The sequence below is a fragment of the Actinospica sp. genome, from assembly GCF_035552695.1.
Lineage (GTDB): Bacteria > Actinomycetota > Actinomycetes > Streptomycetales > Catenulisporaceae > Actinospica.
This window is the reverse complement of sequence record NZ_DASZKT010000176.1, coordinates 1-16,239: the sequence shown is the minus strand read 5'-3', so window position 1 is coordinate 16,239 and position 16,239 is coordinate 1. Positions and strand designations below refer to the sequence as shown.

At 71.3% G+C, this 16,239-nt stretch carries 13 protein-coding genes and 1 pseudogene; all 14 read left to right on the top strand.

Annotation, left to right across the window (positions count from 1 at the left end; all coding sequences use genetic code 11):
- Positions 1-54: 54 nt before the first annotated feature.
- A complete protein-coding gene (locus VG296_RS20515) occupies positions 55-507 on the top strand; it encodes an Rrf2 family transcriptional regulator (protein WP_325567983.1) in 453 nt (150 codons plus the stop codon).
- A gap of 33 nt (positions 508-540) precedes the next feature.
- A complete protein-coding gene (locus VG296_RS20510) occupies positions 541-993 on the top strand; it encodes a cupin domain-containing protein (RefSeq protein ID WP_325567982.1) in 453 nt (150 codons plus the stop codon).
- Complete coding sequence (locus VG296_RS20505) at positions 990-1,739, top strand: DsbA family oxidoreductase (RefSeq protein WP_325567980.1); 750 nt, start codon at positions 990-992, stop codon at positions 1,737-1,739. The genes VG296_RS20510 and VG296_RS20505 overlap by 4 nt, the downstream gene beginning before the upstream one ends.
- Before the next feature lie 333 nt (positions 1,740-2,072).
- Complete coding sequence (locus VG296_RS20500) at positions 2,073-3,608, top strand: ABC transporter substrate-binding protein (RefSeq protein WP_325567978.1); 1,536 nt, start codon at positions 2,073-2,075, stop codon at positions 3,606-3,608.
- Complete coding sequence (locus VG296_RS20495; RefSeq protein WP_325567976.1) at positions 3,605-4,618, top strand: ABC transporter permease; 1,014 nt, start codon at positions 3,605-3,607, stop codon at positions 4,616-4,618. The genes VG296_RS20500 and VG296_RS20495 overlap by 4 nt, the downstream gene beginning before the upstream one ends.
- Positions 4,615-6,288 carry a dipeptide/oligopeptide/nickel ABC transporter permease/ATP-binding protein gene (locus VG296_RS20490; RefSeq protein ID WP_325567974.1) on the top strand — a complete coding sequence of 558 codons (1,674 nt, stop codon included), beginning with the start codon at positions 4,615-4,617 and terminating at the stop codon, positions 6,286-6,288. The genes VG296_RS20495 and VG296_RS20490 overlap by 4 nt, the downstream gene beginning before the upstream one ends.
- On the top strand, positions 6,285-7,067 hold the full coding sequence (locus tag VG296_RS20485) for an ABC transporter ATP-binding protein (protein WP_325567972.1): 783 nt from the start codon (positions 6,285-6,287) through the stop codon (positions 7,065-7,067). The genes VG296_RS20490 and VG296_RS20485 overlap by 4 nt, the downstream gene beginning before the upstream one ends.
- 8 nt (positions 7,068-7,075) lie before the next feature.
- Complete coding sequence (locus VG296_RS20480) at positions 7,076-8,179, top strand: LLM class flavin-dependent oxidoreductase (RefSeq protein ID WP_325567971.1); 1,104 nt, start codon at positions 7,076-7,078, stop codon at positions 8,177-8,179.
- Between the two features lie 28 nt (positions 8,180-8,207).
- Positions 8,208-10,502, top strand: coding sequence for a molybdopterin guanine dinucleotide-containing S/N-oxide reductase (locus VG296_RS20475; RefSeq protein WP_325567969.1), 2,295 nt, complete (start codon positions 8,208-8,210; stop codon positions 10,500-10,502).
- Entirely contained in the window at positions 10,499-11,686 is a 1,188-nt protein-coding gene (locus tag VG296_RS20470; RefSeq protein ID WP_325567967.1) for an acyl-CoA dehydrogenase family protein, read from the top strand. The genes VG296_RS20475 and VG296_RS20470 overlap by 4 nt, the downstream gene beginning before the upstream one ends.
- 14 nt (positions 11,687-11,700) lie before the next feature.
- Entirely contained in the window at positions 11,701-12,834 is a 1,134-nt protein-coding gene (locus VG296_RS20465; protein WP_325567965.1) for an LLM class flavin-dependent oxidoreductase, read from the top strand.
- On the top strand, positions 12,831-13,628 hold the full coding sequence (locus VG296_RS20460) for an alpha/beta hydrolase (protein ID WP_325567963.1): 798 nt from the start codon (positions 12,831-12,833) through the stop codon (positions 13,626-13,628). The genes VG296_RS20465 and VG296_RS20460 overlap by 4 nt, the downstream gene beginning before the upstream one ends.
- A complete protein-coding gene (locus tag VG296_RS20455) occupies positions 13,625-14,713 on the top strand; it encodes an LLM class flavin-dependent oxidoreductase (protein ID WP_325567961.1) in 1,089 nt (362 codons plus the stop codon). The genes VG296_RS20460 and VG296_RS20455 overlap by 4 nt, the downstream gene beginning before the upstream one ends.
- Positions 14,714-15,055: 342 nt before the next feature.
- Positions 15,056-16,239: pseudogene (locus VG296_RS20450) on the top strand (lycopene cyclase); the annotation flags it as partial.

Sequence of the window (16,239 nt, the reverse complement as noted above, 5' to 3'; positions counted from 1 at the left end):
GCCGTTGCGCGGGCGAGGGCCCGCGATCGCCCGGTGAGGAGAAGACTCGACCCGATGCGCATCTCAGCGAGAACCGACTACGCGGTCCGCGTGCTCGTGTCCTTGGCGGCCGACGCCTCGCGTCCGCTGACCTGCGAGGGCATCGCGGCGCAGCAGCAGATTCCGTACCGGTTCCTCAAGTCCGTCGTGCGCGACCTGCGGGTGGCCGGGCTCGTGCGCAGCCAGCGCGGCTGCGAGGGCGGCTACTGGCTGGGCCGCGCGGCGGCCGAGATCTCCCTGGCCGACGTGGTGGCCGCCGTGGACGGGGAGCTGTTCACGGTCAACGGCGAGGTGCCGGCCGCGGCCGGCTATCCGGAGCCGGCCGACCGGCTCGAGGTGCTCTGGCGCGGCCTGCGCGCCCGGCTGGCCTCGGTGTTCGGCGGCGTCACGATCGCCGACCTGCTCAGCGAGGAGCCCGGCAGCCCGGCCGCCGCGCTGTTCGCCGAGGCCGCCGCCGTACCCGCCTGACCCCCCGCCGATACCGCGCAAGGAGATCCGAGGATGACAGACCACTGGCACGGGGCGCTGCGGCATGTGCGCGGCGGCGAGCTGAGCGGGAACACCAACCAGACCACCGGGATGACGCGCTACGAGGCGATCGCCGGGAAGACCGTCGGCTCGACGAAGGTGTGGATGGGCCAGACGCACGTCGCCCCCTCCACCAGTTCCGGCGATCACCACCACGGCGACACGGAGACCGCGATCTACGTCGTCTCCGGCAACCCCGTCTTCGTGTTCGCCGAGGAGGAGCGGGAGATCCGGATCGAGACCGAGCCCGGCGACTACGTGTTCGTACCGCCGTTCGTGCCGCACCGCGAGGAGAACCCGAACGTCGACGAGGCGGTCGTGGTGATCGCGCGCAGCAGCCAGGAGGGTGTCGTGGTCAACCTGCCGAGCCTGTGGGCGCCGGTGGACCGGGAACAGCCATCGGACGACGGGGGCGGATGCGCGTGACGGAGCTGCTGCGGATCACCGAGTACACCGATCCGGCCTGCCCCTGGGCCTGGGGCTCTGAGCCGAAGTTCCGGTGGCTGCGCGGGGTGCTCGACGCCGGCGCGGGGCTCGGGCGGGGCGAGGCGGTGGTCTGGCGCCGCGTGTTCGGGATCCTGTTCGACGAGGGCGAGCCGCCCGCGCCGGATCCGGCCGCCGAGGCCGCCTGGTATCTCGAGGAACTGCGGGAGATCTCGGGGCATACCGGCGCGCCGTGCCCCGAGAAGCTCGAGTGGGTGACGGCGTCGAGCTGGCCCGCCTCGCTCGCGGCGAAGGCGGCCGAGCGTCAGGGGGCGGAGACCGCCGAGGCCGTGCTGCACCGGCTGCGGGAGACCACGTTCCTCGACGGCCGTCCGGCGGACACCCCGGAGCGGGTGATTGAAGCACTGCGGGAAATCTCCGGGCTTGATCTCAGCCGGCTGGCGGACGACGCGGCCTCGCCGGCGACCCTCGAGGCCGTGCGCCGAGACCACGCGGAGACCCGTGCCCCCTGCCCGGAGGTCTTCGCCATCGACGAGCCCGCGCGGCATCCGGGGCGCGCCAAACCGCTTGGTGAGGACCCCGAGGACGGCTTCCGCTACGCCCTGCCCACGCTGGTCTTCGACGGCCCGGCCGGACGTGCGGTGGCGGCCGGTTGGCGCCGTCCGCAGGAGTATCTGGACGCCCTCGCGAAGGCCGCGCCGGACGTGGCCGGCCGTCTCGTTCAATAAGACACCACGATGTATCAATTGACAGCGCGGCGCTGACCCGCCACGATGGCCGCATGACTTGGACGCACCCCGGCGTGGTTTGCCGCTACGTCGACCTCCGGCGCACCTCCAGCGCCCTGTGTTGCCGCTGACCGAGTTCGCCGGGCCCTGAGCGGTCCCGAGGCCTGTCCGTCCGGCCCGTCCATCCCCGTTCCCTGACTCCCCGAGGTCCCGCGCGACCCGAGGGCGGATCCCCGCGTGCCGGCGGGGAGCGCCGCCCCGGCGCCGCACACCTTCACTTAAATCAAGCTTTTTATATATAGATAAGGCTGTTCATTCACCATGGATACCCGTTTGAGCAGACGCGGCGTGCTCTCCATCGCCGCGGGCATCGGAGCCGGCGGCGCACTGACCCTGGCCGGCTGCGGCGCGTCCGCCTCGGACTCGGCCAACGCGGCGGGCGGCAGCGGCGTCGGCGGCACTCTGAAATGGGGCTGGGACCTGCCCACCTCGTGGGATCCGATCAAATCCTCGGCCGGCTGGGACGTGCACGCGCTCTCCCTCGTCTACGCGGGCCTCACCCAGGAGGACGCCCGGGGCAACGCGATCCCGGCGCTGGCCACCGGCTGGAAGTACAACGCCGACGGTACCGAGGTCGTCTTCACCTTGCGCCCCGGCCTGAAGTTCGGCGACGGCAGCACGCTCGACGCGGCGGCCGTCGCCAAGAGCCTCGAGCGCAGCCGCACCGACCCGGGCTCGCTGGTCGCCTCGCAGCTCACCACCGTGTCCTCGGTCACGGCTCAGGGCACGGGCACGGTCGTGATCAAGCTCAAGCAGCCGAACTTCCAGATCCCGACCCTGCTCGCGGGCAAGACCGGGATGATCGTGAGCCCGACGGCCTTCGAGGCGAACGCGACGGGACTCACCCTCAAGCCGGTCGGCGCCGGGCCCTTCCAACTCACCGCCTACACCGAGAACGCCTCGGCCACGCTGGTGCGCTTCCCCGGCTTCTGGAACGCCAAGCAGATCCACATCGGAACGTTCCAGCTCTATCCGCTGCCCGACGCCTCGACCGTCGTCGCCGGACTCGAGTCCGGCCAGTACAACGTGGCCTCGATCCCGGGCAGCGAGGTGGCCGCGGCCAAGGCGGCGGGACTTCAGGTGCAGGTCGTCGACTCGCTCGTGGTCGCGGTACTGGACGTCAACGACGCGATCGCCCCCTTCGACGACGACAATGTCGTGCTCGCGCTCAAGTACGCCGTCGATCGCAAGGCCCTGCTGCAGACCGCGCAGTTCGGCTACGGCGAGGTCGCCTACCAGCCCTTCCCATCGGGATACGTCGGCTACGACGAATCGATCGGCACGCCGTACGCCGTCAACACGGCCAAGGCGAAATCCCTGCTGGCCGCCTCGAAGTACGGTCCCAACCCGACCGTCACGATCACGACGACCGCGGCGGCGGGAGTGCCCGAGCAGTTGCAGTCACAGCTCCAGGCGGTCGGCTTCAACGCCTCCATCAAGGTGATTCCGACGGCTCAGTTCACTGAGTTGGTCTACATCCAGCACTCCGAGCAGCTGACGGTGGACGCGTTCGCCGGACGTGACTCGGCGGTCCAGGCCTTCCAGGTGCTCTTCGGCGCGCAGGGACTGCTCAACCCGGGTCGGCACGCGTACCCACAGCTGCAGTCGGAGCTGACGCAGGTCAACGAGACCTCGCTGGACAGCTCCAAGTACGCGGGTCTGTTACAGCAGGCCACTGCGACAGCGGTGAAGCAGACCCCGAATGTGTTCCTCTACACCGAGCCGCGCATCCTGGCGCGCGCGTCCGGGGTCTCCGCGCTGCCCGAGGACCTGGTCGTGCAACGGTTCGAAGGGGTGACGACCACGTGAGTCCGATAGTCGGCTCGTTGCGGGCGATCGTGCGCCTGGTCTCCGTGCCGGTCACGGTGTTCCTCATCGCCACCTTCGCGACCTACGCGCTCGGCGCAGCCGGCGGTGCGAACCCTGCCGCGACGGTGCTGGGCCAGGACGCCACGCCCGGGCAGATCGCGCAGCTCAACCACCAGTTCGGTCTCGACAAGCCGTTCCTGGTGCAGTACTTCGACTGGCTCGGACACGCGCTGACCGGCAACCTCGGTGTCTCCTACTTCACCTCGATCCCGGTTGCCACCTCGATCAGCCAGGCCTTCCCGGTGGACCTTTCGCTCGCGATCCTCGCGCTCGCCTTCGCGGTCGTGCTCGGCGGCGGCGCGGGGATCCTCGCGGCGCTGCGCCAGGGCGGCTGGTTCGACCGGGCCGTATCAGCGGTCTGCTCCGGATTGGCCACGGTGCCGCCATTCCTGGTCGGCATCACGCTGATCGTGGTCTTCGCGGTCTTCTTCCGGCTGCTTCCCTCCGGCGGCTACGTGCCGTTCACCCAGAATCCGGGACAGTGGCTGCGGTTCGCGCTGCTGCCCTCGCTCGCGCTGAGCGCCGAGGGCGCGGCGGCGATCGCCCGCCAGCTGCGGACCTCGTTGGTCGGGGCGCTGCAGGAGAACTACGTGCTCGGCGCGGCGGCGCGCGGCCTGTCCGTTCGCAGAACCTTGTTCCGTCACGCGCTGCGCAACGCGGCCGGGCCGGCGTTGACCGTGCTCGGCGTGCAGATCCCGCTGCTTATCGGCGGCGCGGTGGTGGCCGAGAAGATGTTCGCGCTGCCGGGCGTCGCGCAGTTGGCCCTGCAAGCCGGGACCGAACGCGACGTGCCGGTGATCCAGGGCGCGCTGCTCGTCACGATCGCCGTCGTGCTGGTGAGCAACATCGTCGTCAACGCGGTGCTGCTCCGGATCACGCCGCAGGCCGCGCGGGGCACCCGGTCGGCCCGGCGCCGCCCGATGCTCCAGGCGACGGGAGGAGCGGCATGAGCGGCGTACGACGTGCCGGGACGCTGCGGCGGGCACTCCGTCTCACCAGCGCCCGAATAGCCCTCGGCATCATCCTCTTGATCATCGTCCTGGCGGTCTTCGGCGGTGCGCTCGCGCCGCAGAATCCGCTGACGCAGAACCCGGACGCCGTGCTGCGCGGGCCCGGTTCCGCTCATTGGCTGGGCACGGACTACCTCGGCCGCGACGTGCTCAGCCGTCTGATGGCCGGAACCGGCCGGTCCGTGGTCGGCGCGCTCGAGGCCGTCGGAATCGGGCTGCTGCTCGGCGTGCTCCCCGGGCTCGCCTCGCTCTGGCTCGGCCGGACGTACGAGTGGATCTCGCTGCGTGTCGTCGATGCCTTCATGACCCTGCCGTACGTCGTGTTGGCGGTGGCCGTCACAGGGTTCTTCGGCAACAGCCTGACCGCGGCGATGACTGCCGTCGGCGTGCTGATCGCCCCGCTGTACTTCCGCGTCACCCGGGCCGCCGCGCTTGGGCTGACCAGGACGCAGTACGTGGAGGCGGCGGAGCTGTTCGGCTCCTCGCGTCGCAGAATCCTGCGTACGCACCTGTGGAGCAAGATCCTGCCGACGCTCGCGGTCACCACGGCGCAGGCCCTCGCCTCGGCGCTGCTGATCGTCTCCTCGCTGGCCTTCCTCGGGCTGGGCGTCGAGCCGCCGCTGCCGACCTGGGGTGAGCTGCTGAGCTCGGACCTCGACTACCTGTCCCAGCAGCCGTGGGCGCCGCTTTTCCCCGGTCTGCTGATCATGCTGGTCGCGGGGGCGCTGAACGCGTTCGCCGACGCGATCCGGGATACCGGAGCCGCGAATGACCTGAGCGGGGCCGACACCGTGAGTGCTGCGGATGCCCCGGACGACCTGCCGAGCGGCGTGGACCTCGTTCCCGTCGCAGAGCCCGTGCTTCGCGTCGAGGGTCTGCGGGTGACCGTCAACGGCGGCCGGACCGAGGCCGTGCACGGCGTGTCCTTCGAGGTCGGGCGCGGCGAGATCGTCGGCCTGGTCGGCGAGTCCGGCAGTGGCAAGAGCCTGACCTGCCGCGCGGTGACCGGGCTGCTCGCGCCCGGCTGCGAGCGCTCGGCCGGGACCGTCGACCTGCTCGGCGGCTCCGGACCCGTGGACCTGGCGTCGCTCGACCGGGCCGGGTGGAACAAGGTCCGCGGTCCGCGCATCGGCATCGTCTTCCAGGACCCCGCCTCGTATCTGAACCCTTCGATCCAGGTCGGAAAGCAGCTGGTCGAGGCGATCCGCGCGCACTCCGACATCAGCCGTACCGAAGCCAGGGCCCGCGCGATCGAGCTGTTCACGTCGGTCGGCCTGCGCGAGCCGGAGACCGTGTACCGGCAGTACCCGCACGAGCTGTCCGGCGGCATGGCCCAGCGCGTGCTGATCGCGATCGCCATCAGCGGCGACCCCGACCTGCTGATCGCCGACGAGGCGACGAGCGCGCTCGACGTGCTCGTGCAGGCCGAGGTGCTCGACCTGCTGCGCGGCCTCGTCCAAGATCGCGGGCTCGCGCTGCTGCTCGTCACGCACGACCTGGCGGTGGTGGCAGAGTTCTGTGACCGGGTGCTCGTGTGCGACCGCGGCCGGATCGTGGAGCAGGGGCCCGCGGCTAACGTCTGGCCCGAACTGGTGGGAGCCGAGTCATGACCCTTCTCGGCGTTTCCGACCTCACGGTCGCCTACGGCGACAAGAACGCGCCCGCCGTGCTGCACGAGGTCTCGTTGGAGGTCCAGCCCGGCGAGATCCTCGGCGTGATCGGCGAGACCGGCTCGGGCAAGACGACGCTCGCGCGCACGATCGTCGGCCTCGTCCCAGCACGCAGTGGCCGCGTCGAGTTCAACGGCGTCGAACTCAGTGGGCTACGCAACAGGGCCCTACGCGACTTCCGGCGGCGTGGCGAGCTGCAGCTCGTCTTTCAGGACCCGCTGCGCGCGCTCGACCCGGACGTCACCGCCGCCGAATCCATCGCGGAGCCCTTGGACGCGGCCGGAGTCGGTGTGCGCGAGGAGCGGGTTGAGCGCGCGGCGAAGGCACTGGCCGCCGTCGGGCTGGACCCATCGCTCGGCGAGCGCGTGCCCGGCAGACTCTCCGGCGGGCAGCGGCAACGCGTGCTGCTGGCCCGCGCCCTCGTCACCGAACCACGCCTGCTGATCTGCGACGAGCCGGTCAGCGCACTCGACGCCGCCAACCGCGGCCACGTGTTGCGGCTGCTGCTCGACCTGCGCGACGAGACCGGGGTCGCGGCCCTGGTCATCTCGCACGACCTGCAGTCCCTCTCCGGGTTCGCCGACCGCGTCGCCGTGCTCTACCAGGGCCGGATCGTCGAACACGGCCCGACCCGGCACGTCCTTGATAATCCGCAGCATTCGTACACGCAGAGACTGCTGGCCGCCGCGCCGCGTCTGCGTTCCCTGACTGGAGCCTGATCCTCACCATGACCATCGAATTCATCGGCATCGCGCACACCCGGCCCGGCAGCGAGAGCGAGGCCGCCGACCCCGGCACCCCGCTCATCCAGCCCGACTATCTCCGATCCATCGCCCAGGCGCACGAGGACTCCGGCTTCGACCGCGTACTCGTTGCCCACTCCTCGGCCTCCCCGGACGGCTTCACCATCGCCGACCAGATCCTGACCCACACCCAGCGGATCGGCGTGCTGCTCGCGCACCGGCCGGGCTTCGTCGCCCCGACCTACGCCGCGCGCAAGTACGCCACGCTCGACGCCTTCCACCCCGGCCGCGTCGCCCTGCACACCATCTCCGGCGGGGACGACAAGGACCAGGCCCGCGACGGCGACCTCAGCGACAAGCCCGCGCGCTACCGCCGCTCCGACGAGTTCCTCTCGATCGTGCGGAAGGAGTGGGAGTCGACCGAGCCCTTCGACTTCGAGGGCGAGTTCTACACCGTCAAGGGCGGCTGGTCCGCGGTCCGGCCCGCGCTCGGCGCGATCCCGATCTACTTCGGCGGCGCCTCCGAGGACGCGATCCGGGTCGGCGGCAAGCAGGCCGACGTCTACGCGTTCTGGGGCGAGCCGCTGGCCGGCATCGCCGAGCGGATCGAACAGGTCCGCGCCGCCGCGGCGCCGTACGGCCGCGACCCGCACTTCAGCGTCAGCCTGCGGCCGATCCCCGCCGCGACCGAGGCGGAGGCCTGGGAGCGTGCCGCGCACATCCTCGAACTGACGAAGGAGCGCGTCGGCCAGCTGCAGAAGTCCTGGGGCTGGGGTGGTGCCAAGCGGGATCACGCGGCCGCGCGCGGCTCGCAGCGTCTGCTGGAGTACGCGGCGGCGGGCGACGTGCACGACAAGCGGCTGTGGACGGCCGTGGCCAAGGAGACCGGCGCCGCGGGCAACTCGACGGCGGTGGTCGGCAGCTACGAGCAGGTCGCGGAGGCGCTCGGCGAGTACGTGAAGCTCGGCGTCCGCACCCTGCTGATCCGCGGCTTCGAACCGCTCGACGACGCGCGCGACTACGGAAAGCTCGTGCGGTTGGTGCGTGAGTCGGACGCGGCGGGCCAACTTGTCGGTGCCTCGATCTAATGTCTGTTTCATGACGGAATCATCGAGTATGCCGACTACATCCCACTGGGGTGCGTACCGAGTGCGCAAGGAAGCCGATGGCGGGATCGCGGTGCTGCCGCATCCCGCCGACCCGGCGCCCTCGCCGCTGCTGGGCAACGTCGCCGGTGCGCTCCGACATCGCACCCGCGTGCGACGTCCGGCGATCCGCCGCGGCTGGCTGGAGCGTGCGCTGCGCGGCCTCGATCCGGTGCCGACCGATGCGCGCGGCACTGAGCCGTTCGTCGAGGTCGAATGGGACGAGGCTTTGGACCTGTTGTCTGGTGAGCTGCAGCGGGTCCGTTCGCGCCACGGCAACGAATCGGTGTACGGAGGCTCATACGGCTGGGCGAGCGCGGGCCGGTTCCATCATGCGCAGAGCCAACTTCACCGCTTCCTCAACCAGTTCGGCGGCTACACCTCCTCGCGCAACTCGTACAGCCTGGCCACCTCGCTCGTCGTGCTGCCGCACATAGTCGGCGACGCGGACGCCGTCCTGCGCAACGGATCCTCCTGGCCGACGATCATCGAGAACACCGAGCTCATCGTCGCGTTCGGCGGCATCCCGGCGAAGAACGTGTTCGTGACGCCCGGCGGCGTGACCAGGCACGTCACGCCGGGTGCGTTGGACGCGCTGGCCGAGCGCGGCGTCCAGGTCACGCTCATCAGTCCGCTGCGAGCCGATCTGCCCATGAAGGCCGACTGGCTGCCGATCGAACCGGCCACCGACACGGCCCTGATGCTGGCCCTCGCGCACACCCTGCTCACCGAAAACCTGCACGACCAGGCGTTTCTCGACCGCTACACGTCCGGTTTCGAGGTCTTCGCGCGCTATCTCGACGGCACGTCGGACGGCGTGCCGAAGAGCGCCGAGTGGGCCGCGCCGATCTGCGGAGTCGAGGCCGAACGCATCCGGACCCTGGCACGCCGAATGGCGTCCGCGCGCACCTTCGTCACCGTCACCTGGTCGCTGCAGCGCATTCAGCACGGCGAGCAGCCGGTTTGGGCCGGAATCGCGCTGGCGGCGATGCTCGGGCAGATCGGGCTGCCGGGCGGCGGCTTCGGGCACGGATACGGCTCGATGGGCGACGTCGGCGACCACGGTCCCACGCTGCGACTGCCGTACCTGTCGCAGGGAGCGAACCCGGTACGCACGTTCATCCCCGTGGCCCGGATCGCGGACATGCTGCTCAACCCCGGCACCGAATACGACTACGACGGAAACCGGCTGACCTACCCGGACATCCGGCTCGTCTACTGGGCCGGAGGCAACCCCTTTCACCACCATCAGGACCTCGCTCGGCTGCGTCGCGCCTTCGCCCGGCCGGACACGGTGGTCGTGCACGAGCCGTACTGGACGTCCAGCGCACGGCAGGCCGACATCGTCCTCCCGGTCACGACGACCCTGGAGCGCGAGGACATCGGCAGCGGGAGACGCGACACGCACCTGATCGCGATGCATCAGGCCACTGATCCGATCGGCGCGGCCCGCGACGACTACGCGATCTTCGCCGGGCTGGCCGCTCGGCTCGGGTTCGAGAAGGGGTTCACCGAGGGACGGACGCCGCGCGAATGGCTGGTCCACCTGTACGAAGAGTGGTGGTCGCGCCTTGGCGACGTGCCTCCTTTCGACGAGTTCTGGCAGGCCGGTGAGCTCGAACTGCCGCACGGTCCCGAGCGCTTCACCCTCTTCGAGCAGTTCCGCGCCGATCCCGAGGCCGCGCCGCTGCGCACTCCGAGCGGCAAGATCGAGCTCTACTCGCCGACCGTCGCGGGCTTCGGATACGACGACTGCCCCGGGCATCCCGTCTGGCTGGAGCCCGAGGAGTGGCACGGCGGGTCGGCCGCCGCGCGCTTCCCGCTGATCCTCATCGCGAATCAGCCCTCGACCAGGCTGCACAGCCAGCTCGACGTGGGCGACGTCAGCCGGGCCGCGAAGATCGCCGGACGCGAGGCCTGCCGGCTCAATCCGGCGGACGCGGCGGCGCGCGGGATCGCGGACGGCGACGTCGTGCACATCTTCAACGATCGCGGCGGGTGCCTGGCCGGAGCCGTGCTGACGGAGGTTGTCCGGCCGGGCGTCGTCCAGCTGCCGACGGGAGCCTGGTACGACCCGTCGCCCGACGAGCCAGCTCTCTGCGTCCACGGCAATCCGAACGCCGTGACCGCAGACGTCCCCTCCTCGCGACTGTCCCAGGGTTGCACCGGCCAGCACGCGCTGGTCCAGGTAAAGCGGTTTGCGGGCGAACCGCCGCCGGTTACCGTGACCGAACCGCCGACCCTGCTCCGAAAGGTAGACCTGTGAACCAGCACATTGCCCAGACGCTGCCTCCCCTCGCCCTGGACCGCCTTCCCGAGGTCGCCGCGAAGCTGGCCGAGCGCGCCGAGCAGCATGACCGCGAGGGCTCGTTCCCGCACGAGGGCGTCGGGCACGTCCACGAGGCCGGTCTGCTCACGGCGACCGTCGCGGCCGAGTACGGCGGTCCCGGCGGGGGACTGGCCACCGTCGTCGAGATCCTGCGCGTACTCGGCTCGGCTGACCCGTCCGTCGCGCTCGTCACCGCGATGACGCTGTTCACGCACGCGACTCAGGCCACGACGAAGGCCTGGCCGGGGCGGCACTACCGCCGCCTGCTCGAGGATTCCGCCGCCGGACCCGCGCTCGTCAATGCCCTGAGAGTCGAACCCGAACTCGGCACACCCTCGCGCGGCGGCCTGCCGGCGACCACGGCCAGGCGCGACCCCGAGACCGGAGACTGGCTGCTGACCGGCCACAAGATCTTCTCGACCGGCGCCGTCGGGCTGCGCTGGCTGTCCGTCTGGGCGCGCACCGAGGACGAGGAGCGCCCGCGCGTCGGCGCGTTCCTCGTGCGGGCCGAGCAGCCGGGCGAGGTGCCGGGCCTGCGGATCGAGCCGACCTGGGACCACCTCGGCCTGCGGGCCAGCCGCAGCGACGACACGATCCTGGAGGACGTGCGCGTCCCCGGCGACGCCACCTCGGGCCTGGTGGACCCGAGCAGCACCGACCCGCGCCGCGACCCCGGCCTGCTCGTCTGGAACAACCTCGGTCTGACCGCGCTCTACCTCGGCGTCGCGCAGGCCGCGCGGAACTGGCTGATCACCTTCCTGCACGAGCGCACCCCGAGCGCGCTCGGCAAGCCGCTCGCCACCGTGCCCCGCTTCCAGGCCGAGGTCGGCGAGATCGAAGCCCGGCTCGTCACGGCGGTGGACCTCGTCTCCGCCCTCGCGCTGCGCTTCGACGCCGGAGATCCCGAGGCCGCGGAACACTCGCGGGCCGCCAAGCTCATCGGCACCCGCGCCGCGATCGACGCCGTGCAGCGCGCCGTCGCCCTCGTCGGCAACAACGCCCTCACCAGGCGCAACCCGCTGGAACGGCACCTGCGCGACGTGCTCTGCTCGCGTGTGCACACCCCGCAGGACGACTCGATCCTCGCCGTCCTCGGCACCGCCGCCCTCGCCCGCTACTGATTGGAACCAGCACGATGCCCATCGAGTTCATCGGCATGATCGGCACGAAGCTCGGCTCGGAGACCATCCGCACCGCCGGACCGGTCATCGATCCCGGATACACCAAGCGCTTCGCCCGCGCGCACGAGGACGCCGGCTTCGACCGGATCCTGATCGGCTACGGCTCCGGCCATCCCGAGGGCTCGCAGGTCGCGGCCTACGCGGCGGCGCACACCGAGCGCATCAGCCTGCTGATCGCGCACCGGCCCGGCTTCGTCGCGCCGACCCTCGCCGCGCGCCAGTTCGCCACCCTCGACCAGTTCAGCGGCGGCCGGGTGGCCGTGCACACGATCACCGGCGGCAACAACGCCGAGCAGCGCCGCGACGGCGACTACCTGGAGAAGGACGAGCGCTACGAACGGACCGACGAGTACCTCGGCATCCTGCGGCAGACCTGGGAGTCCGAGGAGCCCTTCAGCCACGAGGGCACGTACTACACGTTCGAGGACCACTACGCCGAGACCAAGCCCGCGCACCGCATCCCGCTCTACTTCGGCGGCTCCTCCGAGGCCGCGTACCGGGTCGGCGGCAAGCACGCGGACACCTTCGCGCTCTGGGGCGAGCCCCTCAAGGAGACCGCCGAGCAGATCACGGCCGTGCGCGCGGCGGCCCGCGCCGCCGGGCGCACCGACCTGCCGGGCATCTCAGTGTCCTTCCGCCCGATCCTCGCCCCGACCGACGACCTGGCGTGGGCGCGCGCCGAGCGGATCCTGGCCGCGATCGACGACGGCTCCGGCTTCTTCTCCACGAAGCGCAGGGCGTGGGTCGAGTCCGGAAAGCAGCCGGAGAACGCCGGCTCCCAGCGTCTGCTCGCCGCCGCCGACAGGGCCGACCGGCACGACCGCGCGCTGTGGACCGCCACCGCCAAGGCCACCGGCGCGGGCGGCAACTCGACCGCGCTGGTCGGTTCGCCGGAGACCGTCGCGCAGGCGCTGCTCGACTACGTGGACATCGGTGTGACCACGATCCTGATCCGCGGCTACGACCCGCTCGACGACGCCGTCGACTACGGCAGGGAACTCATACCGCTGGTTCGCGAGGAGGTCGCGCGCCGCGACGCCGCCGCGGCCGCCGAGTCCGACTCCGCGCTGGTCGGAGCCGCCCGATGACCGCCTCCTTCCGCGTGGAGTCCTGGCTCCCGCCGACCCCCGGCCCGGCCGTGCGCGGCACCGTCATCCTGTTCCCCGGACGCGGTGAGCACGCGGGCGTCTACGAGCGCTTCGGCCGGCGGCTGGCCTTCGACGCGTACGCCGTGCACGCCCTCTCCGTCAGCCCCGAGGACGACCCGGCCGCCCTGCGCGACCAGGTCGCCGCGCTCACCGCCGAGGCGGTGGCCCCGGTCGTGCTCGCGGGCTCCGACACCGGCGCACTGCACGCGCTCGCGCTCGTCGCCGAAGGGAAGGTGGACGTCGAGGGCCTGCTGCTCGCCGGCACGCCGGGTGCTTCCGCCGCATCGAGCGCGTACGACGCGTTGGTCGGGTCGCCGGAGTGGGAGCAGGAACTCGCACTGCGCTCGTCGTGTCCGACGCACCGCGGACGGCTCGCCGAGGATGCGGAATTCCGGCGCGGCAGCCTGTTCGACCCCGTACCGGACCGTCTCCGCGCCTTCCTCGAGCTCGACGCGGCGGAGTACGAGTCGGTCCCGGCCACGCTCGTCCTGCACGGCGCCGCCGACCTGCTCGCCCCTCCCGCCCTCGCCCGCGCGCTCGGGGCCCGCCTGCCGCAGGCCGAACTCCTGCTCGTGGCGGGCGCGCCGCACGACGTACTCAACGACGCCACGCACCGCAGCGTCGCCGGGGCCGTCGTGCAATGGCTCGAACGACTGCGCGGCGGAGCGCCCTTCGCCCGCATTATCGATCCCGTCGTCGAACCCGTCGTCGAGACCGTCATCGAACCCGCATGACCGCTCCGCCGCCGGCAGCCCGGTTCCACTGGTTCCTGCCCACCTCCGGCGACGGCCGCGAAGTGGTCGGCTGGGTGCACTCGCGGGTCGCGACCGGCGACCCGCGAGCCGTCGGCCGCGCACCGGACTTCGACTACCTGGCCGACGTGGCACGCGCCGCCGACCGCCTCGGATTCGAGTCCGTGCTCACACCGACCGGCACGTGGTGCGAGGACGCGTGGATCACCACCTCCGCGCTCGCCTCGCTGACGACCCGGCTCAAGTTCATCGTCGCGTTCCGCCCGGACACGGTCTCGCCGACGCTCGCGGCGCAGCTGGCCGCGACGTTCCAGCGCGTGTCCGGAGGCCGGCTGCTGCTCAACGTCGTCAACGGCGGCGACGACGAGGAGCAGCGGCGCTACGGCGACTGGCTCGACCACGACCGGCGTTACGCGCGCACCGACGAGTTCCTACGGATACTGAGAGGCGCCTGGTCCGGCACGCCCTTCGACTTCAAGGGAGATCACTACCATGTGGCCGGGGCCACGGTCGGCCGCGCGCCCGAGCCGGAGCCGCTGATCTTCCTCGGCGGCGCCTCGGACGCGGCGGCCGAGGTCTCGGCTCAGCACGCCGACGTGCACCTGATCTGGGGCGAGGCTCCGGACGGCGTCGCCCAGCAGATGGAGAAGGTCCGCAAGCACGCCGCGTCCGACTCAGGACCCGCATTCGGCGTGCGCTTCCACGTGATCACTCGGCCCACGCCCGAGCAGGCGTGGGCCGAGGCGGACCGGCTGCTCGAGGCCATGGACCCGCACGCGATCGCCGTCGCCCAGGAGCGCTTCCGCAAGTCGGTCTCCGTCGGACAGCGCCGGATGGCCGCGCTGCACGGCGGCAGCAAGGACGCGCTGACGATCCATCCCAACGTCTGGGCCGGATTCGGGCTGCTGCGGCGGCACGCCGGCACCGCGCTCGTCGGAAGCCACGAGCAGGTCGCCGAGCGGATCGAGGAGTACCGCGCCCTCGGCATCGAGCACTTCATCCTCTCCGGCCAACCGCACCTGGAAGAGGCGTACCGCGTCGCCGAGAACGTCCTGCCCCTGCTCTGACGGATTTCTCGACTTCATAGAAATATATGGTCTATACCATATATTGCTCGCGGCTGGATCCTATTCATTTCCGAATCGCGTCATGTCCGGAATTCGCCAGCGTGCCGCCGCGCGACGCTGTTGACACCGTCCTGAGCGGCAGCGTATTTTCCGAACCGCCGGACTATTCGTTTTCTTATACCCACCCACCGCGCCCGGCCGCGTCGCCGCAGGGTGCCCATTTACGCATTTCGTACCCTGCTTCCGCCTCTTTTGGAGCGCAGAGTGAAGAGTTTTCCCCGGGACCGGTATGGGCTGCGCCTGAGCACGACACCCGAGGCGGCCGAGGCCTTTCGCGTTGGTATGGAACGTGTCCTGCTCCTGAGGGAGGGCGCGACGACGGAGTTCGCGCGCGCGGTCACCGTCGACCCCGGCTTCGCGCTCGGGCACGCCGCCCTCGCCCTGCTCGGCACGGAGTGGGGCGCCGCCGTGGACGTTCCCGCCGCGTTGGCCGCCGCGCGGGCCGGTGCACGCGGGATCGACGAGCGTGAGCGCAGCTTCGTGGCCGCGGTGGCCGCCCGGGCCGGCGATCCGCTCGGCGCGGATCAGGACTCTGCCGGAGCGCGGGCGCTGCTGCGACACATCGCGGACTATCCGCTCGACGCCCTGGCCGTGAGTGCCGCGGTCCCGACCGTGGCGTTCGGCGGCATCACCTCAGGCCGTCAGACGTGGGAGCTCGTCGAAGGACTCGGCTCGTCGTACGGCGGTGACTGGTGGTACTCCGGCGAACTGGCGTTCGTCCGGCAGGAGCAAGGACGCTGGGATGAAGCCGAGGAACTCGCCGTGCGCTCGTTGGGCGAGCAGCCGGCCTCCGGGCACGCGGTACACGCGCGGACCCACGTGTTCTACGAAACCGGTCGGCACGATGCCGGGTTGCGCTGGTTGGACGGGTGGATCGCCGAGCATGGGCCGCGCGCGAACAGCGGCGCCCACTTCAGTTGGCATGCGGCGATCCACGAACTGGCGCTGGACGATTCGAACGCGGTGCGGCGCAGGTACGAGTGCCAGCTCGCGCCGCCGCTGGTGACCGGGACGCGGGCACTGGTCGATTCGGGATCCCTGCTGTGGCGATGTCGGATGGTGTCCCGCTGGCGTGGCCCGGTGCCCGCCACGGAACTGATGAACGCGGCGCTCGCGGAGTGGATGTCCGCGCCGCCGAGCCCGTTCGCGGCCCTGCACGGCGCGATCGCGCTGGCGTTGGCGGGAGATTCGGCCGGCCTCGCGGCCCTGCGCCGGTGGGCCGGCCGACACGCGCGGCAGGTCTTCCAGGAGGTCGTGGCGCCACTGTGCGGAGGTCTTTGCGCGGTGTCGGAGGAGCGTTGGGATGACGCGGTCGGCCTGCTGTCCCTGCTGCTGCCGCGGCTCGGCGAGCTGCAGTGCAGCGTCGCCCAGGCCGAGGTGATCGAGGAGACCGCCGTCTACGCCATGATCCGGGCCGGCCAGACGGCCCGGGCCGCGCGAACGATCTCCGCGCGGCTCGACCGGCG